The 19112-nt window shown below is 42.0% G+C and carries 15 protein-coding genes and 1 pseudogene; 7 read left to right on the forward strand and 9 right to left on the reverse strand.

The window, feature by feature from the left end:
- Positions 1–42: 42 nt before the first annotated feature.
- Both HEQ19_14360 and HEQ19_14365 read left to right on the forward strand, forming a co-directional pair.
- Entirely contained in the window at positions 43–1167 is a 1125-nt protein-coding gene (locus HEQ19_14360; GenBank protein ID WYM00528.1) for a transposase, read from the forward strand.
- A 48-nt stretch (positions 1168–1215) separates the two neighbouring features.
- Positions 1216–1719, forward strand: a pseudogene (locus HEQ19_14365) (TrkA C-terminal domain-containing protein).
- Between the two features lie 155 nt (positions 1720–1874).
- Here HEQ19_14365 and HEQ19_14370 read toward each other — a convergent pair.
- On the reverse strand, positions 1875–2093 hold the full coding sequence (locus tag HEQ19_14370) for an RNA-binding protein hfq (protein WYM00529.1): 219 nt from the start codon (positions 2091–2093) through the stop codon (positions 1875–1877).
- Between the two features lie 15 nt (positions 2094–2108).
- Between HEQ19_14370 and HEQ19_14375 the strand changes: the two genes are divergently transcribed.
- Both HEQ19_14375 and dapF read left to right on the forward strand, forming a co-directional pair.
- Entirely contained in the window at positions 2109–2246 is a 138-nt protein-coding gene (locus HEQ19_14375) for a hypothetical protein (protein ID WYM00530.1), read from the forward strand.
- Between the two features lie 39 nt (positions 2247–2285).
- Positions 2286–3125 carry a diaminopimelate epimerase gene (gene dapF, locus HEQ19_14380; GenBank protein WYM00531.1) on the forward strand — a complete coding sequence of 280 codons (840 nt, stop codon included), beginning with the start codon at positions 2286–2288 and terminating at the stop codon, positions 3123–3125.
- A 194-nt stretch (positions 3126–3319) separates the two neighbouring features.
- Here dapF and HEQ19_14385 read toward each other — a convergent pair whose 3' ends face one another.
- Entirely contained in the window at positions 3320–4921 is a 1602-nt protein-coding gene (locus HEQ19_14385; GenBank protein WYM00532.1) for a GMC family oxidoreductase, read from the reverse strand.
- Positions 4922–5065: 144 nt separating this feature from the next.
- The gene (locus HEQ19_14390) at positions 5066–6364 is read right to left on the reverse strand and encodes a DegT/DnrJ/EryC1/StrS aminotransferase family protein (GenBank protein ID WYM00533.1); all 1299 of its coding nucleotides are present in this window, start codon (positions 6362–6364) and stop codon (positions 5066–5068) included.
- Between the two features lie 611 nt (positions 6365–6975).
- On the opposite strand from HEQ19_14390, the gene HEQ19_14395 reads away from it, so the two are divergent.
- A complete protein-coding gene (locus tag HEQ19_14395) occupies positions 6976–8415 on the forward strand; it encodes an FAD-binding domain-containing protein (GenBank protein ID WYM00534.1) in 1440 nt (479 codons plus the stop codon).
- A 308-nt stretch (positions 8416–8723) separates the two neighbouring features.
- Here the strand turns inward: HEQ19_14395 and speY are convergent, their stop codons facing one another.
- Positions 8724–9875 (reverse strand): deoxyhypusine synthase, encoded by a 1152-nt coding sequence (speY, locus tag HEQ19_14400; GenBank protein ID WYM00535.1) that lies wholly within the window; start codon positions 9873–9875, stop codon positions 8724–8726.
- 1148 nt (positions 9876–11023) lie between these two features.
- Here speY and cobO point away from each other — a divergent pair.
- Positions 11024–11701, forward strand: coding sequence for a cob(I)yrinic acid a,c-diamide adenosyltransferase (cobO, locus tag HEQ19_14405; GenBank protein WYM00536.1), 678 nt, complete (start codon positions 11024–11026; stop codon positions 11699–11701).
- Positions 11702–11892: 191 nt separating this feature from the next.
- Here cobO and HEQ19_14410 read toward each other — a convergent pair whose 3' ends face one another.
- From HEQ19_14410 to HEQ19_14430, 5 genes are all read right to left on the reverse strand, one after another.
- A complete protein-coding gene (locus HEQ19_14410; protein ID WYM00537.1) occupies positions 11893–12591 on the reverse strand; it encodes a hypothetical protein in 699 nt (232 codons plus the stop codon).
- 609 nt (positions 12592–13200) lie between these two features.
- Positions 13201–14184, reverse strand: a complete 984-nt coding sequence (locus tag HEQ19_14415; protein ID WYM00538.1) for an RNA polymerase sigma factor, RpoD/SigA family — start codon at positions 14182–14184, stop codon at positions 13201–13203.
- A 546-nt stretch (positions 14185–14730) separates the two neighbouring features.
- The gene (locus HEQ19_14420) at positions 14731–16461 is read right to left on the reverse strand and encodes an ATP-binding protein (GenBank protein ID WYM03411.1); all 1731 of its coding nucleotides are present in this window, start codon (positions 16459–16461) and stop codon (positions 14731–14733) included.
- A gap of 6 nt (positions 16462–16467) precedes the next feature.
- A complete protein-coding gene (locus HEQ19_14425) occupies positions 16468–16632 on the reverse strand; it encodes a hypothetical protein (protein WYM00539.1) in 165 nt (54 codons plus the stop codon).
- Positions 16633–16640: 8 nt separating this feature from the next.
- Positions 16641–17432, reverse strand: coding sequence for a glutathione S-transferase family protein (locus HEQ19_14430; protein WYM00540.1), 792 nt, complete (start codon positions 17430–17432; stop codon positions 16641–16643).
- Between the two features lie 779 nt (positions 17433–18211).
- On the opposite strand from HEQ19_14430, the gene HEQ19_14435 reads away from it, so the two are divergent.
- Complete coding sequence (locus tag HEQ19_14435; GenBank protein ID WYM00541.1) at positions 18212–19108, forward strand: fasciclin domain-containing protein; 897 nt, start codon at positions 18212–18214, stop codon at positions 19106–19108.
- The last annotated feature ends 4 nt before the right edge of the window (positions 19109–19112 follow it).

A 19112-nucleotide genomic window follows, 5' to 3' on the forward strand; every position in this document is an offset into this window, starting at 1 on the left:
TAAAGCCTCGCCCTTCTAGGGCGAATTTGATATAATATTGCCATGATTACACTAAAGTTTAAGCTGTACGAACACAAAAGGAATAGACACCTGAAACGGATGATCAACGCCGCAGGTGTGATCTATAACCATTGTATTGCTCTACATAAACGGTACTATCGCATGTGGGGCAAACACTTAAACTGTGCAAAACTCCAGTCTCATATTGCCAAATTAAGAAACCGTCATCAATTTTGGCAATCAATAGGTTCTCAAGCAGTGCAAGATATCTGTCAACGCATAGAGAAAGCCTACCAATTATTTTTTAAATATAATAAGAAAGGAGTCAGACCACCGAATTTTAAAAAGGTTAAAAAATACAAATCATTCACGCTTAAACAAGCAGGTTATAAACTTTTAAGTGGGAATAGAATTAAAATTGCCAATCGAGTTTATCAATTTTGGAAATCTAGAGAGGTAGAGGGCAAAATCAAAACATTAACCATCAAACGCACTGCACTAGGTGAGTTATTTATGGTGATTGTAGTTGATAATGAGTTAGAACCAGAAATTAAATCAACGACTGGTAAAATAGCGGGGTTTGATTTCGGATTGAAGACATTTCTAACTTGCTCTGATGGAACTTTAATTGATTCTCCACAATTTCTCAAGCAATCTCTGAATGCTATTAGGAAAGCTAGTAAAAACCATTCCCAAAAGGTAAAACGGTCAAATAATCGTGAAAGAGCTAGAAAGAATTTAGTTCGTCAACATGAAAATGTTTGTAACCGCAGACGTGATTGGTTCTGGAAATTAGCTCATGAATTGACAGACAAGTTTGATGTTTTATGTTTTGAAACCCTAAACCTCAAAGGTATGCAACGTCTTTGGGGTAGAAAAATATCAGATGTAGCTTTTGGAGAATTTCTCCAAATATTGTCATGGGTAACTAAAAAGAAAAACAAACAACTTGTTTATATAGATCAATGGTATCCATCTAGTAAAACGTGTTCTCATTGTGGGCATATTTTAGAAAATCTAGATTTATCCATAAGACAGTGGCGTTGTCCGTCTTGTCAATCAATTAATGGACGTGATGAAAACGCCGCGAGAAATATTCAAATGGTTGGGGCATCAACCATTGGGTTAGGTGATGTTAGACTGGCCATGCCAGCAATTGCTGTTTGACTCCAGAATCTGGGCCCTTTTAGGGCGGGGAGTATGTCAACATCTGCTTCCCCCCTAATTGGAATGACCTTAGAAGCGGCGGATATGCGCTACTTAACAGGAGCCAGCTTAATGGCGATTCGCCGCGCTAATGGCGAAGAAATCGACTATCCCAACAATCAAACCAAATTAGCAGCAGGCGATCGCCTGTTACTAGTGGGCGCTGATGAAGAACTCGCAGCCTTAGCGGAATTCGCCCTAGGTAAAGCAGTAATTCCTGGAGAACAGAGTGCTTGTCAGTGGTTAACCATCAGCGCTGATTCTCCAGTTCTGGGTAAAACCCTGACCGATTTGGATACCCGCGCCCAATATGATGTAGAAGTGCAGGCGATCCGGCGAGATGGCAAATTTATCCGCTCACCAAATGGCAAAATTGACTTACGAACCGGCGACCAAGTATTATTATGCGGTAACCTACCGAGTCTGAATCAAATACAACCGTTATTTGTCCACACCAGCACTTTACATCGATCTATCCCAGTAGTCAAAGTTGATCAAGCCCTCAAAGAGTAGTCAAGGGTTGGTTAATATTTGGACTCTTGACTTTACAGCGATTTTCAGGTAAATGAACTACATTTTTATATCTCACGCAAAGGCGCAAAGGCGCAAAGGAACAAAGAAATACAGATATCAGCCTGTGGTCTAAAATACCTGAAAACTGCTGTAAGCTAATTCTTGGGCTTGATGTAGGCGATCGCTTGTTTCCAAACAGTTATCTGCTGACTGTTTTCATCCATAATAGATATACAGGTAGGGTCTTGCCAAATCACCCTACCCGTCAGTAGATCGCCAGTCAGCAATTTGAACTCTACTACCGCTGTTTTTTTGATTAGGTTTTGCACTTGCCGTATGCTAGGCAGTGAGGTATCAAATTCTGTTGTCAGCATTTTTGGTAATGATGTATGCACCAGCAAGAAGGTTTAATTAAGGTAATGGGGATTGGGGACTGGGGACACTTCGACAAGCTCAGTGCATCGCTGGGGACTGGGGATTGGGGAGAAATAACTCCAAACTCCAAACTCCAAACTCCAAACTCCTAACTCTCAATCCTTAATCATTCATAATTCATCCTGAGAAAAATGGCAATCGATTTTACTAAGTATCACGGTCTGGGGAATGACTTTATTCTCATTGATAATCGCTCGTCATCATTACCAGTAATCACTCCAGAGCAAGCAGTGCAGTTGTGCGATCGCCATTTTGGTATCGGCGCTGATGGTGTAATTTTTGCTTTACCTGGAGAAAATGGTACTGATTACACCATGCGGATTTTTAATTCTGATGGTTCAGAACCAGAAATGTGTGGTAACGGTATTCGCTGTTTAGCCGGATTTTTGGCTGACTTAGAAGGAATATCTCGGAATAAAGATAGCTATCGCATTCATACTCTGGCTGGTGTCATTACACCTCAACTCATGCCCGATGGTCAAGTCAAGGTGGATATGGGTTTACCTCGGTTACTCGCTGGCGAAATTCCTACCACCCTGGCTGCATCTGACGCTAAAGTGATTAATCAGCCTCTAGAAGTAGCGGGTCAATCTTGGGATGTCACCTGTGTGAGTATGGGTAATCCCCACTGTATTACTTTTGTGGAGGATGTAGCCGCCATTCCCCTAGAATCAATTGGACCACAGTTTGAAAATCACCCTGTTTTTCCCCAAAGAATCAATACAGAATTTATTCAAGTGGTTAGCCGCGACTACGTAAAAATGCGCGTATGGGAGCGTGGCGCGGGTATCACCTTAGCTTGTGGTACTGGTGCTTGTGCTTCCTTGGTGGCTGGTGTATTAACAGGAAAATGCGATCGCCTGGCCACTGTAGAACTACCAGGTGGACCCTTGGAAATTGAATGGTCCGAAATTGACCAACGGGTTTACATGACAGGTCCAGCCCAGAGGGTTTTCCAGGGTAAAATTTAAGTAATTACAGCAATTTTCACGCAATAACCACAGATCCCCGTAGGGGCGCAAGGCCTTGCGCCCCCACAAAATCAATACGGTAGCTTACGAATTACGAATTACGAATTACGAATTATTTTACAGCTATTTTCAGGTAAATAGACCACATTTGCCGTAGGGGCACAGCACTGCTGTGCCCTGAGAGTGTGGTTCAACTACGTGAAAACTGCTGTAATATGATCAGCAAGTCTGATTGCTAGCGCCAAAACTGTGAGCGTTGGGTTAGCATAGCTAGCGGTTGTAAATACAGAACTACTTGCAATATACAAATTGCTGACATCATGAACTTTACAATTTTCATCCACAACACCATGTTGTGGTACGCTTGACATTCTCGTTGTTCCCAAGTGATGTCCTCCTTGTGGTGCTGAAGATATTCTGGGTACAGATACAACCTTTCCGACACCAGATTTTTCCAGTGCTTGCTGGAAAACTTCAATCGATTTCTCAATACTGACAATATCCAATTCGCTAGAGCGCCAGTCTACCTTAAGTTGATTGAGTCCAAAAATATCCTTTTTATCGCTTAAGCTTACTTGACTATTGGGATTTGGTACCTGCTCACTATCAATGCGGAGTGTATGAAGGTGAGATTTATTTTCTACAAGTACAGAAGGTAATTTATGTTTACTCAAGATTCTTTTGGTAATCCATTTATATGAAAAATCCAACATCCCTGGAGTATCAACAACAATATTTTTGATATGCTCACCAAAATCAACTACCTTGGTTTTTTTTATCAAAGATTTAGCCAAATAAGCAGCCGAAAGAATACTATTTTGATGACTGGGATCGGTGAAGTTGGGACGATACATAAAAAACCGTTGATTCAACAGTCCATATTCCCTACGTTTATCTTCACGAATTGCAATTGAGTGTTGATAGAAAGTACCATTTGGCAATTGTTGATAGTCCCATATAATAGGTTCTTTGTCAGAAAATTGCACATTTATGAAGGCATTTAAATGCCCCATATAATATCGACCTAGGAGATTAAATCGATTACCAATTCCTTGTTTATGAACATCACGAGATAGTAGTAATAATCTTGTTACTTCCAAACCTCCAGTTGCTAAAATATAGCGCTGGGCGCGAACTATAAACTTATTTTTTCTCAAGGAAGAAACATTTAAATACTCAACCTTACTGCCATTTTCATCAGTAGCAATATTTAAACAATTAGCATATAAAACAACATTGATATTTCCAGACTTTTTTAAGATATCTAAGTATCGCTTGCCAAAATTTGTCGGTGGACTAAATAGATATAATTGCTCAAGGGAGATATCTTCTGATTTTAAACCCGGAATCATCGATTTCGAGTCTTCAATGTCAGGAAAGATATTTTTCACTGAATAATTATAAGCGCCAATTTCGCAGTAAGTATTTGCCCGTTCATAATAAGGAGCTAAATCTTTTTTAGTAATCGGCCAACCACTATAAGGTATATGGGATTGATATTCAAAGTCAGATTCATCAAATGGTATACATCTACCGCCCCAGGCTGTAGTTGCTCCACCCAAATGTCTACGCCTATACTCTTCTAAAGTGGTATGAGTTTTCCGGTCTACTTCTCCCTGATTTAAAGACTCCAGACTTTGTTCATACTTTAGTCCTCCACTCTCCAGTAGAATAACTTTCATATCCTGGTTAGAGAATTCATGCGCCAATGTAATACCAGCCGCACCACCACCAACAATACAGATATCACAATCAAGGGTTTCGCCCTCGGCTATACTACGACCATCTATAATCATATTATTTTCCGGTTTTTAATTTTTGATAAATAAAGTTAACTAGTGTTGGTCGTCATTTGTCATTGATTTTTTTCAGAAATCAATGACAAATGACCAATGACCAATGACAAATGACAAATGACCAATGACAAATGACAAATGACATTAGTTGCTGATGCTAACTTTTTGCTTAGTAACTTGTTGCACACGAGAAGCAAAATATTTTCTAATTACCTGAATGTTTTTCTCAACTTCACTGCGAGAATAGCTAGGATAGGTTGGTAAATAGATTAGCTCTTGCTCAACTTTGCGGGAATTGGGACAATCGCGATAAAATTCTGCAAAGCGGGGTGAATCAGCTGTGCTGGTAAAATGACCGGCTGCTATATCTCGATTATGTTTGAACATAAATCGCAGCAAATCTTCCCGCTGCTCATATTGGATTGGAAACCAAAGATATGTATGAGAGCCATCGGTTCGCACAGGCGGTAAGATTAATTCTGCAATATCTTTCAGCCCCTGGTAATAAAGCTGGGCGTTGTCAATTCTCGTCTTGATATCACGATCAATGCGGTTAAGCTGTGATAAAGCCAGGCGAGCTTGGAATGGTGTATACGACGATTTGTATACATCAGGTAGCTCTTTTGCTGGCTTGCTTACCTGGGGGTTTCTGCGGACTTTTTCGTTGACAAATTCAACATTTTTCAGGTAACTATATCGTAGAATTCGGTAGGTTAATAGCTGAAAGAGGATAGGTAAGCCAGCGATATCGTGTATCAATCCTGATTTGACTTTTCGCGTAATACCGGGAAGCGGGGGAGAGGAGAAAGTTTTTATCTCAGCACGGATTTTTTCTACCACATCTGCTCGATGAGAAATTACCGCTCCTCCCAGCCAGGTAGTTAAATTTTTATGCATTTCAAAGCTGAAGACACCAACATCCCCAATTGTCCCCACGGCTTTTCCTTGCTCGTAGACGCCAAAGGACTGAGCAGAATCTTCAATCATGGGGATGTGGAAGCGATCGCAAATTTGCTTGATGCGGTGCGCCTCGGCTGCTATTCCATGCAAATGAGTAATCAAAACAGCACCCGTATTTGGGGTAATCAGACGCTCGACTTCAGCAGGAGAGATATTGCAACTTTCGCGCTCCACATCCGCAAATACTGGTTGTCCTCCCGCAAAAATCACCATATTGACCACATCGGTAATGGTGTAAGGCGACAAAATCACTTCTTGTCCAGGCTTGATTAAAGCTTTGAGTGCAAGGTATATCCCCACTCGACACTGATAAACGCAAACTGCGTGCTGAATATCAAAACGTTCACAAAGCGCCTGTTCAAACCGTTCAATATCTTTTCTATCTTTCTGTAATCGCCCCCCCAGAACATAACCTAAATACATCAGGTAACTGTTCAAACTTGTATAAAGGCGATTTTTAGGATTAGGTCTCAAACTCAGCATATTTTTTCTGGACTTTAAACTTTTGTTTTCACCTAGCCGCGTTGTTAAGCAAACACAATTTTTATATACTTATTGGGATAATACCACAAAACTTTTAGCCAGAGGTATATTGAAATACTTAATTAACACTCCACTGACGACATTTATTTGTCATTAAAGCTACTTAAACCTAAGTATTGTTGATGCAGGTGAAGCATCAACCATTCACCACGCATCACTCAGGACAAGGAAAGAAATTTTTCCCTAGAGCTAGTCCTAAGCTGACAATTTTATAGACAAAGTTATACTTACGTTGACAAATATTGAGAAAAATCAAGAGAATTTAGTTGAAAAAATCAAATACTTGATATATAATATCAAGATATTAAGTATTGGATAAGACTATTGCCGACGCGAAAACCAAGCTTTGATAGTGATAGTCTTTTGGAAAATCTTAAGCATTAGAAAGATCGCGTTGGGCTACAGCGTGTAAGTCTACTGAGGGATAACCGCTCCCATGCTCCCGTTGAAGTAGAAAGTAAAGTCTAGCTTTGTCTAGGTTTTATATAGCAGTGATGCTGAAATTACCGCTAGAATCTAAGCTAGTACAAGCGGACTGTTAGAAGCATGGAATGTCTGAGTTAATTCTGTTTTGGCATCGTCGAGATTTACGTATTTGTGATAATACAGGACTGGCTGCAGCCCGCAGGCAAAGTCCGAAAGTGGTGGGCGTGTTTTGCCTAGATCCCAATCTTCTGGAACGGGATGATGTCGCGCCGGTGAGAGTAACTTACATGATTGGCTGTTTGCAGGGTCTACAAGAGCGCTATGCTGAAGCTGGTAGCCAATTGTTAATCCTACACACCAATCCTGTGCAAGGTATCCCAGCTTTAGCGGCGGATTTGAACGCCAAGGCTGTTTTTTGGAATTGGGATGTGGAACCATATTCTCAAGAACGCGATCGCGCCGTTATTTCTGCCTTGAAAGCAAAAGGCATTGAGTTTCTAGATCACAATTGGGATCAGATCCTCCACTCACCAGAGGAGATTCACACAGGTACTAAAAATCCTTACACAGTTTACACGCCATTTTGGAAAAATTGGAGTAGCAAACACAAAGGTAAACCAGTAGAAACTCTGGAAAATACTGAAGGGTTGACAGCAGATGAGCAGGAAATTGTCAAGGAAGCAGGCTCAATTGCCTTACCAACAGCCAAAGATTTAGGATTTGTTTGGGATGGAGAATTGATTTTGCCACCAACAGAGGCAGCGGCGCAAGCACGGTTGGCAGAATTTACGAATTACGCCATCAATGAATATCAAGAACAGCGGAATTTTCCTGCAGTTGAGGGGACATCGCAACTGAGTGCGGCTTTGAAATTTGGCGTCCTGGGGATTCGCACCCTTTGGCAAACCACCTTAGAACTGCTAGAAAATACCCGCAGTGAAGAAGTAGAAGCCAGTATCCGCACATGGCAACAAGAACTGGCTTGGCGGGAGTTTTACCAACATGCAATGTATCATTTCCCAGAGTTAGCAGAAGGTGCTTTTCGTGACAATTTCCAAAATTTCCCTTGGCAAAACAACGAAGAATATTTTCAAGCTTGGTGTGAGGGGAAAACTGGTTATCCCATCGTCGATGCAGCCATGCGTCAAATGAAGGAAATCGGCTGGATGCACAACCGTTGTCGGATGATTGTCGCTAGTTTTTTGACCAAAGATTTGATTATTAATCCCCAATGGGGAGAAAAATATTTTATGCAACGGCTAATTGACGGCGATTTATCTGCTAATAATGGCGGTTGGCAATGGAGTGCTTCGAGTGGGATGGACCCCAAACCTTTGCGGATTTTCAACCCCGCCAGTCAAGCGCAAAAATTCGATCCTGAAGGCGAATATATTCGGCAATGGGTACCAGAATTGCGGTCTATAGATACAGAATATTTAGTGACCGGTAAAATTCCCCCTTTAGAACTTCAGGCTGTTGATTATCCTCAGCCAATTGTGGATCATAAACTACAGCAGCAGCGGTTTAAAATGCTTTATCAGCAACAAAAAGGCGTGATGATTTGATGCTGCTACCGGTGGAACTGGAGTAAGTAGATTGGCTATTGAACCGTACTGGCTTTGGTCGTCATGGGTAAGCATTTGAGACATATTTACATGTAGTAATATGGTTTTGTTTTTTCACGCCGACTTATACCAATTCAAAAAATATTTGCACATCGATAATCTGTAGGGGCGCAAGGCCTTGCGCCCCTACCCCAAGGCCTTGCGCCCCTACCCTATGTGTCCCATTCTTTTTTCAAATTGGGATTACAAGTATTGCGGGATAATTGGACAAATGGGTGCGTTAGCCTTCGGCATAACACACCCTACGACTATTTGTGAATGGGCTTACCACAGGGATAAGTCGCTACTTCCTGGGAACCACTCTCAGCTACAGATGGCTGTGCAATCGCCGCCAAATAATCTTGCTGCAGTTTATTCAATATCGCTTCTCGTTGGTCATACAGCCGCTTCAAGGGACGAGGTTGACACTGATTGAGAACATAAGCAGTCACTAACGGCAGCGCGATTGTACTATCGGTATAACAAACAATTGTGCTGGGTAACTCTTCGGGGTCAATTTTACCCCAACTGACAGCTTCTGAAGGTGTCGCCCCAGACAAACCGCCGGTATCAGGACGCGCATCGGTAAACTGGACAAAGTAATCGTGTCCGCGTTCTTCTAGTCCTAGGACTTCGTGTATTTGCGGTTGAGTTTGTAGCAAAAAGTTTTTTGGACTACCGCCACCGATAATTACAGCCGCACTTTTGCCTTCTGCAACTCTTGCATTGTAGGCGATCGCCGCTGTCTCGTTCACGTCAATTGCTGGATCTAACACCAATTGGGAACCTTCTAAGGCTAAAGCTGCTACGTTCATCCCAATGGAACTATCTCCAGGCGATGATGTATATATGGGTACGCCACATTCGTAAGCTGTCGCTAGTAAGCAAGAATGTTTGACACCCAATTGCTTTTCTACTTCCCAGACATACTTACCCAACAGATAATGAAACTCCGCTGTACCCATCCGTTTCTGAAACGCTTGGGCTTGGAGAATCTTGCGGATAAATGCATCGGTTTCCAGCAGCACGTCGTAGCCAAAGATAATGTCATAAATGCGGATGGTTCCTTCCTGGCGCAGTTTCACATCATCCAAAAACGGACTACCTGCAAACAGTTCATAACCTAAACCGTAGTGCATATCATGGTAAAGATTTGCACCTGTACTAATCATCCAATCGATAAAGCCGTTGCGAATCAAAGGCGCAAGCGCAGAAACCCCGAATCCCGCTGGTGTCATCGCACCGGAAAGGCTAACACCTACGGTTACGCCTTCGGTTAACACTTCGCGACTCAGCAGTTGACAGATTTCCCGCAACCGCGCTGAGTTGTAAGCGGTGAAGTAATTATCAATCAAATCAACGACGCTGATATCGGTTGACAGCGGTACTGGTGCGATTTTTTGACCCAGTTGTTTTGACATTTTTGCACTCTGGAAAACTAAACACGCCGAATCTAATGGTAACTAGGTTTGAGGAAATTTTTGCACCGTTTTTACAGGTAAGGGCGCAAGGCCTTGCACCCCTTACCAAGACTTTCGGGCAAAGCATAATTAATTTCCCTAGATGCCTAATATACCACGCGTCCGGGGCGCAAGGCCTTGCGCCCCAAAGACAGATGTGGTTTAAGAGTCAATACAGTTCAGTTAAACTCAAATGGTATACAGTGTAGGGGCACGGCATCCAAAATCTTTTCTTCTAATGACAATTTTATTCGTGCCGTGCCCCTACGACAATTTTCCTTAACTGAACTGTATTGGTTTAAGAGTTTTCAGCTTACAGCAATTTTCATTCATTTGAACCACAGATCTTCGTAGGGGCGCAAGGCCTTGCGCCCCAAAAGCGTGGTCTATTTACCTGAAAATGGCTGTAACCTGGTTTTCTGTTCAATCAGACCAGGTTACCAATTTTTGCCATGTTGAAATGTCAGATAAAGTCAGGACTTACGCTAGTGTCACATTTAAAGAATGGTGCGTGACGCCACAAGTCAAGTGAGTGCGTAGAATATTTATCGCTGCGTCACGCACCCTACGATTATTATTGTTCCCCCAGAGTGGGTCATAAAAGTTAATAAGTCGGGATTTGTCACCAAACGATGCGCTTCATTCTACCAAGCTGAACAGCTAAAGAAAATCACAAAATTTTCTTTATAATAACTAGAGGTAATGACTTGAATAAATTATTTAGAATAGCAATAGCGTTCTCAAGTAAATGGTTCAGTTTGTATGTTCTGTAACTTTCTTTCTTTATCGACAAATAAAGTTGAAAAAACTAATACAAATGCAATGTTTTTTAAGTTAATTTAAATACATATATCCAAAATACCATTTACACTGAAATCTTGGTGGTTAACAACCGCCTATTTAACAGTTATCAGTTATCAGTTATCAGTCAAGAGTGATGTGTTTATCGTTACGCATTGATAACTGTTCACTGTTCACTGTTCACTGTTCACTGTTCACTGTTCACTGTTCACTGTTCACTGTTCACTGTTCACTGTTCACTGATTTAAATCCCCAATCCCCAATCCCTTGTACGTTATTTCCAGTGTTACCAGACAAAATTAAAATTTATGAAAAACGACACCCCGCAAGAATTCAATTCAGACAAAGAGATTGAGCGCGTAATTGACCAGGTAATGTCTTCATCTTTAAGTGATGAACAGTACCGCAAAAAGATGCAGCGCCGTAAAGAAGTACAAGATAAGCGGATAGCAAAAGCGGTGCCAGAGAAAGGGTTAATTATTGTCAATACGGGGAATGGTAAAGGTAAAACTACGGCGGCTTTGGGGATGGTATTGCGATCGCTTGGTCATGGGTATAAAGTAGCGATTGTCCAGTTCATCAAAGGTGCTTGGGAACCGTCAGAAAAAAGAGTGTTCAGTAATTGGCAAGACCAGTTAGAATTTCATGCTATGGGCGAAGGCTTTACCTGGGAAACCCAAGACCGCGATCGCGATCTCGACAAAGCACAAGCAGCTTGGGAGAAATCTTTAGAATACATCCGTCACCCAGAGTTCAAGCTGGTGTTATTAGATGAAATTAATATTGCTCTGAAAATGGGTTATTTACAAGTTGAACAAGTTTTAGCCGGTTTAGCACAAAAACCCCCCCAAAAGCACGTAATTCTCACCGGTCGAGGCGCACCCCCGGCTTTAATTGAACGCGCTGACCTAGTAACTGAAATGACCCTAGTTAAGCATCCTTTCAAAGACCAAGGTGTAAAAGCGCAAGCAGGAATTGAGTATTAAGAGAACTCAAAAAATGTCAAGAGTCAAGGGTCAAGAGTCAAAAGTCAAAAGTCAAGGGTCAAGAGTCCAGGTTTTTTGGACTCTTGACTTTTGACCCTTGTCTGCGACACGCTGCGCGATGACAAGCTCTCGCGTTAAAACTTGGATATTTTTGGAATTGTCGGTCCCTTATTGCCTGAAAACGGCTATAATTACTTAACTAGCTTGCGGTATCCACCACCAGAAGGTTGATTACACACTTGCAAAATGCTGCGATCGCCAGCACTGATAGAATTTAGCCGATGATAGTCTTGCAGTGCCACAGAATAAGCATAGGTGATCGGCTGATCATCAGTGACCTTAGTCACTCCATTGCTGCTAGCTACCTCACTCGTGCTACCTTGATCCGGTGAACCAGTAACCGTCATCGCCAACTCTCCAGACTTGTCGAGGGTGCCCTGAAAACAACTAAACTCAGAACTGGGCATATACAAGGCACCCTTTAGCATACCTTGGCGCTTCTCAAAAATAATATATCCTTGCCCAATCTCGTTTGCTTTTGGCGACTGACCATAGAGATAAACCCCATCTTTTTGGGGAAAATTCACTTTTGGTAGCGCAGTTGTTGTTCCTGTCGCAGATTCTTGAGTTCTGATACCCAGCGCTGTGGTTGTGGGCGCGGTTTTTAAGTCCTTCGATTGGAAAGCCAACGGAAGTTGATTTCTGCGATCTCGAACTTCTCTTAGCCGCTGTAAAAGAGGAGTATCAACGCTATTTTGCACATTATTCAGCACCAGTTTAGTCTGCTGACCAATTACACCAAGACCGACTACTCCCAAGCTAACAACTAAGCCCACAACTGGAATTCTCCACTGACCAGCGGAATATAACTTAGAAATGTTCTGAAGCACCTGATATCTCCTGTTTAAAAAATAACTACTTTCTCAGCAACTTACTTAAGCGTAACGATATCTGTAGGAATTAAGGTTCCGTCGAAGGTTTGATCTATATTCTCCGGGAAAAAAACTACCAAAAAATGAAGTTTTTCTTTAATTTGGTAAGTTAATCTTACTACTAGCCTTCCTGAGTTTTTTTCTGCTTCACCCAGCAGACTCACCCGATTGGGTGATGTGGAATACCATAAACAAATGTATAATTTGCGCTTCAAGTTTAAGAATTGCTGACATTTTCTCTGGGAACCTCACCTCTGGAACTTTCGTTAAGGAGCAACAAACAAAACTACAACCCCAACTCTTTCCATTTCGGATTTCAGACAAATACTCTATTCACATATTTTAACAGGTTAACACTTCGGGACAAAATTGGACTTTGTGGAAATGCCCATGTTTTCCGACCTGAGAGAATATGGATTGAAAATTGACATATCCCGTAGGGGCGCAAGGCCTTGCGCCCCTACCTGTAGGAATGGCGCCCCTACCTGTAGGAATGGCGCCCCTACATGTTGATCAAAAAAATAGCCCCCTGAATTGAGGAGGCACATTTTCAAAAGCTATCGGCTTTTAGCTAGCAACGTATTCTTTAACATTGGCACGACGGCGACGTAGATGAGCTAGTGCTTGATGCTCTAACTGACGGACACGTTCACGGCTGAGGTTCAACCGTTCGCCGACTTTGGCTAAAGACATTTCGTTACCATCTTCTAATCCAAAGCGCAGGGCTAAAACTTCTCGCTGTTGGGGGGTTAGTTCTGCTAACAGAGTGTTCAAGTCTTGGCGCAAGAATTCTTGGGTTGTGTAATACTCCGGTGATGGTCCGTCATCTTCCAGCATTTCTTGCAACTCAGTATCTTGGTTATCGCCAACCCGCACGTCTAAGGACACTGGTTGACGCGCCATATTCAAATATTCACGGATTTGGGCGGGTTCTAGGTCTAGTTCTTTGCCGATTTCCGCAGGAGAGGGCGATCGCCCAAACTTTTGCGCTAGTTCTCGCTGCACTTTTTTAATTTTGTTCAGCTTCTCGGTAATGTGGATCGGTAACCGAATTGTACGACCTTGCTGGGCGATCGCTCTTGTAATCGCTTGGCGAATCCACCAGTAAGCATAGGTCGAGAATTTATATCCCCGCATGGGATCAAATTTCTCCACTCCCCGCTCTAACCCTAATGTCCCTTCCTGGATTAAATCCAGAAACTCCATGTTTCGCTTCTGATACTTTTTGGCTATAGCAACTACCAAGCGCAAATTCGCTTCGATCATCTTTTGCTTGGCCCGCTTACCTTGGGCGACTGTCTGTTTCACCTCGGTTTCAGGTTGATCAACAACGCTAGCCCACTCTTCTAAACTCGGTTCGCGGTCTAGTTCCTTCGCTAAAGCGTCTTTAGCGTCTAATAGCGTCATCATTTGTTGCACCTGCTTCCCAAAAACAATCTCTTGCTCACGGGTTAGCAGTGGCACACGACCAATCTCCCGCAGATAGGTTCTCACCATATCAGCCGTGAATTTGGTGCTCAGGTTTTCGTTTTGGGTGTTAACAGTAGGCATTGGTGCGTTGTCCTCTACTCCGTAAACACAATGAATCTTTAATAACTACGGTGGATTGGGAAAGGTAGTACATATATCACTCAACATAGGGAGCAACCATAAGTAATCAATTTATACAGTCGTTGTTAAGACGCTGAGTCCCTGAGATAGGTTCCCCTACCCTCCCTGAATTTTGGCATCGCCAAAAAAGCACGCTGGATTTTTGTCGATAATTCTTCTTTTTCTCAGTCACTAGTAGTAACTGTAAAAATACGAAGTCAGTATGAGTTCCACTTAATTTTATAGTACGACAAAACGGGTGGTTAGTAAAGTATCCTGATAAATCTTGTAATTATACGATAAATCTGTCTGATTTGTATGTTTTTTTATTTAACTTTTGTAAAGTTCCTTTAGAGTGCTTACTACATCTATAGTGACGCCAAAGCTCCCTCTTCAGTTGCTTGTAAGTAGCGAGATAACCGAACTCATTAGCTGTCTTGGTGGACGGAAGTTACGAAATGGTCATTGGTTATTGGTCATTGGTCATTGGTAAAGGACAAAGGACAACTAAAAACCCAAATCGGCTTTGGCTAGTTCAGCAGCAGCGAATAATTCTGCATCTGGCTTTTCCTCCCAAGCAGGATCGCCTATTTCGGTGTAAAATGCTGAATCATAGGGACGGGTACGGACCACGACTGGCATGGGGACGGCGTGACCTAGAATCATGGCTTGTTGTTTTGAGTCTAATTTTGCCAACACCGAGCGCAAACTACCAGCACCAGAGACCCCTGTGAAAATTGCGTCAATGTCTTTTTCGTCATTGAGCAATGCTGTGATGCGAGTACCAATCTGGGACATGACTTCATTATCTATCCCTGATGGGCGTTGATCAACTACCAAAAGTGTGACGAAATATTTCCGCATCTCTCGTGCTATTGTCCCAAAGATCGTACTTTGGACAATTGCTGGATCTAGGAAACGGTGCGCTTCTTCAATGGTAATTACTAGTTGGGTGGGGCGATCGCTCACGTTGCCACTGTGGAGGAACCTTTCGGCTTTTTTGACGTAATGCCCATGAATACGTCTGGTGATCATATTAGTGACTAACATATATGATAGCATATCAGACTGGGAGCCGAACTCAACTACAACATTTTTTCCCGCTTCGAGCGATCGCAAAATTTGATTGATATAATTCTGGGGACAAGCGGTTTGCATATACTTTAAATTATCCAGCCGCAGCAGTTTGCGCTGTAATGACATGATGGAACCTTGATGTCCCCGCTTTTCATCGCAAAACAGCTTGATTTCTTCGTTATTCATATTCAATAACTGCAAAATCCAGGCTTTACCAAACTCGGCGTTGAGGATATTCGCGTTATCTAAGGCTGCTTCCGACAGTCCTAAATCACGAGAGCATAATTTGATATCTTCTACTTCAATTTGTTCATAACTTAAATACAGTTCTTGTGCATCCCGCACACCGCGACGCTTTGTCGATTCGGGATCTAGGGTGTAAACTTCAACTTTACCAGGAAATAATTGTTTTAAACCTTTAACAGTGCTATATTGTTTACCTTCGCAGACAGCTTGCCAACCATATTCTGAGTGCATATCAAAAATCAAGTTTACCGCTGCATTTTTGCGGACTATCCCCGCTAAGAGTAACCGCGTCAGAAAGGATTTACCGGTTCCAGATTTACCAAATACCCCGTTACTGCGTTCGACAAACCTGTCCAAATCAATACAAACCGGCACATCCATATCTAAAGGTTTCCCAATGGAAAAATTCTTCCTTTGGGTATCATCTTCCCAACCAAATACGCGACGAAAATCCTCTTCACTTGCTTCATAAACTTGACTAAAGTGACTGGGAATAGTTTTCACCGGTAGCAATTCCATTGTGGTGCTGGTTTGTGGCTGAAATGATGCCAAACCGGTTAATGATGGTACAAAAGGATTTGCTGATTTACCATTTGTGGGTGAAAAAGATTCTTCTTCTTCGGGGGTAAACATCAACATCGGCGTCAGGTTGATCGTACCATAAGTACCACTTCCCGCCAAAACGTCTCGTAAAAAAGTGTCATCCCAATTGGGGGGATTAGCGATAATGCGTGCATTTGCAGTTCCCAGCGCCACATCTGTCAGCATACAGAAAAAACGCGATCGCATCCCTTGCACAACCAGAAATTTTCCCACCCGCATATCTTCAACAGAAATATCAGGGTGTAATCTGACTTCTAAACCCCCAGTCAGAGAACCTTGGATGACTGAACCTAAAGGCTGTCCCGAATTCATCATTTGTCAATTGTCCTTTGTCACTTGTCCTTTGTCATTGGTCAGTTGTCCTTTGTCATTGGTCAGTTGTACTTTACCAATGACCAATGACCAATGACCAATGACCAATGACCAATGACCAATGACCAATGACCAATGACCAATGACCAATGACCAATGACCAATGACCAATGACTTATTTAATCGATTTGAATCGAAGTTGGCGCACTTCCTGATGAAGGTGTACTAATTAATGGTTTACGAAATTGGGCATAGAGGCGATCGCGCCAGGTAAAGAATGGTGCATAATCAGGATTATCTGCTAAAATCGGTACTCCTTTACCTCGAATCGTTTCTGGTAAATCTAAATAAGGACCATCGGGGAATTTCAGCAAGATTGATAAACCTGCAACTGCCAAGTCAGCTAAACTGGGTTCATCTCCCAGTAAATAAGGACTATCAGCCAATAGTAGGGTCAAGGCTTCTAAGTCTTGTTTCAAATCGGCGATCGCTGCAGAGATCACATCTGGACTATAACCCACGCCAAAACCCAGAACAGTTAGGAAGTCACTGGGTACTCCTTGGACTAGATTTTTGAATATATCTGGCGTAGCAGTGGGTAATAAGGATTTGCGGAAATCTTGATCTTGACTAATCGCAGAAAACAGCGCTTTGCTTCCTTTAATCCCGATTGATTCATCAGCCCATTCTTCTATTAATAAGGCTAAACCCCGTTTTTTTGGATCTTGGGGTATGAGTGGGCGTTCAGGATACTCCAAGTCTAAATACTTAGCAATTGCCGTAGAATCTGCAATATACTTGTTCCGATCCTTTAACACTGGAACTTGTCCCTGACCAGTTAGACGGAACAATTCTATCTGTCCAATCCCAGGTGTCACCTCTATTTTACGGTACTCTAGCCCTTTATAATCCAAGATTAGCCGCACTTTTTCCGAATATTGAGATAGTTCCCATTGGTATAATTCGAGCATGACACATTCCCTGTTACTGGTTAATTGAGCAACTTTACAATTGTATCTTTAGTTTAAGTAATTTTTTTGCATTCAATTGATTTATCACCAACTTAATTGCCAATAGGGTTGAGTTATTGGCGAATTTTTGCCAGGGTTACTATTTTAGCAAAAATCTTATTGGCTAATTGTGTTTAATATCAAATAATTAAATCATATGACTATCTAGCCATAAATAATCCTCACCTCTCAGGTTTTAGGCTTCACCACTGAATAAAATTTTTATCTTTGACAAGCTAGCTATAAATTAGTTCTGAGTGCTTGATGCTGCCGATGAAATTGTTTAAATTGTATAATTTGAATGCTGAGGTATACAGTGTAGGGAACATCCAAAATCTTTTCTTCTAATGACAATTTTATTCGTGCCGTGCCCCTACGACAATTTTCCTTAACTGAACTGTATTGAGATATGGTGGGTATTGCCCTACCTACAGATACTACAGATACCGATATTTTTTGAGAAATCAAATATGATTCCTATAGAATAGCGTAAATAGACCTAACCCCCAAACCCTTACCGGGGAGATTGAAAGCTTCTCCCCTGGGATGGGAGAGATTTGGAGAGAGGTCTTTAAGTCCAGCCACTTAATCATAACGGTGATAATTTTCGGCGAATTAAATCAATATTTCCAGCACATTAATTTTTGGTAAAAATTTCTTAATTCTCCGGTTAGTTTTCTGCGTAATAAAATGCTATAAGTCTTTATGTCAGCTGTAGAAAATTAGCACAAACAAAATTTATGAACCTTAATTACAACCAATTTATTCGCAATTTAGCAGGTATAGTGGGATTAACCGGCGTCAGTCTGCTGATTACTTTACCATCAGGAGCAAAAGAGGCTCTCAATCCTCATCCCAGCATTTTTAGCGAGACACCCTATAACCGAAGTCAACCTATAGAGGTAAACTCTCAATACAATGATGCTCAACCTGGACTAGAAACATCAAAGGGTAATAAACGCCAAAAACCAGGGACAGCGCCCAAGAGTGGGAACTCTCCACTCAATCCTCGCCCCAGTATTTTCAATGAGCCTAGGTATAACCGTGGTAATCGCACTGCGCCCACTCCCAGTAATCCCCCTGAAGCCACACCCACCACACCATCAACAGAGACACCTTCGACAACTGAACCCACACCCAGCAACCCATCAACAGGGACACCTTCGACAACTGAACCCACCAACAAGCCAGCTACATCTGGGACTACCAATACTCAAGGTAAGAACTTAGTAGCAATAATAGCAGAAGCAAAGGGATCTTTTAGCATACTAAAGGAGGCTTTGAAAGCAGCCGGATTGACAGAAACTTTGCAAGGAAAAGATAATTTCACAATTTTCGCACCTACTGATGCAGCGTTTAAGAAATTACCAGCGGATGCTTTGCGAGATTTGTTAAAGCCTGAGAATAAAGAAGTATTGGTGAAGTTGTTAACTTATCATGTGGTATCTGGTACGGTACTGTCGAGCGATTTGAAATCTGGACAAGTCAAAAGTATTGAAGGTGGCGATATCAACGTCAAAGTTGATGATAAAACTGGTGTATCAGTCAATGATGCTCAGGTAATTCAACCAGATATTAAAGGTAGTAATGGTGTAATCCATGCAATTAATCAGGTGATTTTACCGCCAGATTTGTAGTGTT

This window comes from Gloeotrichia echinulata CP02 (assembly GCA_038087035.1).
GTDB classification, from domain to species: Bacteria; Cyanobacteriota; Cyanobacteriia; order Cyanobacteriales; family Nostocaceae; genus Gloeotrichia; species Gloeotrichia echinulata.

Bases quoted from the DNA above. Each gene is read 5' to 3' on its own strand.
- dapF (WYM00531.1), top strand. From the start codon at position 2,286: ATGGCAATCGATTTTACTAAGTATCACGGTCTGGGGAATGACTTTATT.
- HEQ19_14420 (WYM03411.1), bottom strand. From the start codon at position 16,461: ATGAATTCGGGACAGCCTTTAGGTTCAGTCATCCAAGGTTCTCTGACT.
- speY (WYM00535.1), bottom strand. From the start codon at position 9,875: ATGTCAAAACAACTGGGTCAAAAAATCGCACCAGTACCGCTGTCAACC.
- HEQ19_14375 (WYM00530.1), top strand. From the start codon at position 2,109: ATGCACCAGCAAGAAGGTTTAATTAAGGTAATGGGGATTGGGGACTGG.
- HEQ19_14415 (WYM00538.1), bottom strand. From the start codon at position 14,184: ATGCCTACTGTTAACACCCAAAACGAAAACCTGAGCACCAAATTCACG.
- HEQ19_14395 (WYM00534.1), top strand. From the start codon at position 6,976: ATGTCTGAGTTAATTCTGTTTTGGCATCGTCGAGATTTACGTATTTGT.
- HEQ19_14430 (WYM00540.1), bottom strand. From the start codon at position 17,432: ATGCTCGAATTATACCAATGGGAACTATCTCAATATTCGGAAAAAGTG.
- cobO (WYM00536.1), top strand. From the start codon at position 11,024: ATGAAAAACGACACCCCGCAAGAATTCAATTCAGACAAAGAGATTGAG.
- HEQ19_14360 (WYM00528.1), top strand. From the start codon at position 43: ATGATTACACTAAAGTTTAAGCTGTACGAACACAAAAGGAATAGACAC.
- HEQ19_14370 (WYM00529.1), bottom strand. From the start codon at position 2,093: ATGCTGACAACAGAATTTGATACCTCACTGCCTAGCATACGGCAAGTG.
- HEQ19_14435 (WYM00541.1), top strand. From the start codon at position 18,212: ATGAACCTTAATTACAACCAATTTATTCGCAATTTAGCAGGTATAGTG.
- HEQ19_14385 (WYM00532.1), bottom strand. From the start codon at position 4,921: ATGATTATAGATGGTCGTAGTATAGCCGAGGGCGAAACCCTTGATTGT.
- HEQ19_14390 (WYM00533.1), bottom strand. From the start codon at position 6,364: ATGCTGAGTTTGAGACCTAATCCTAAAAATCGCCTTTATACAAGTTTG.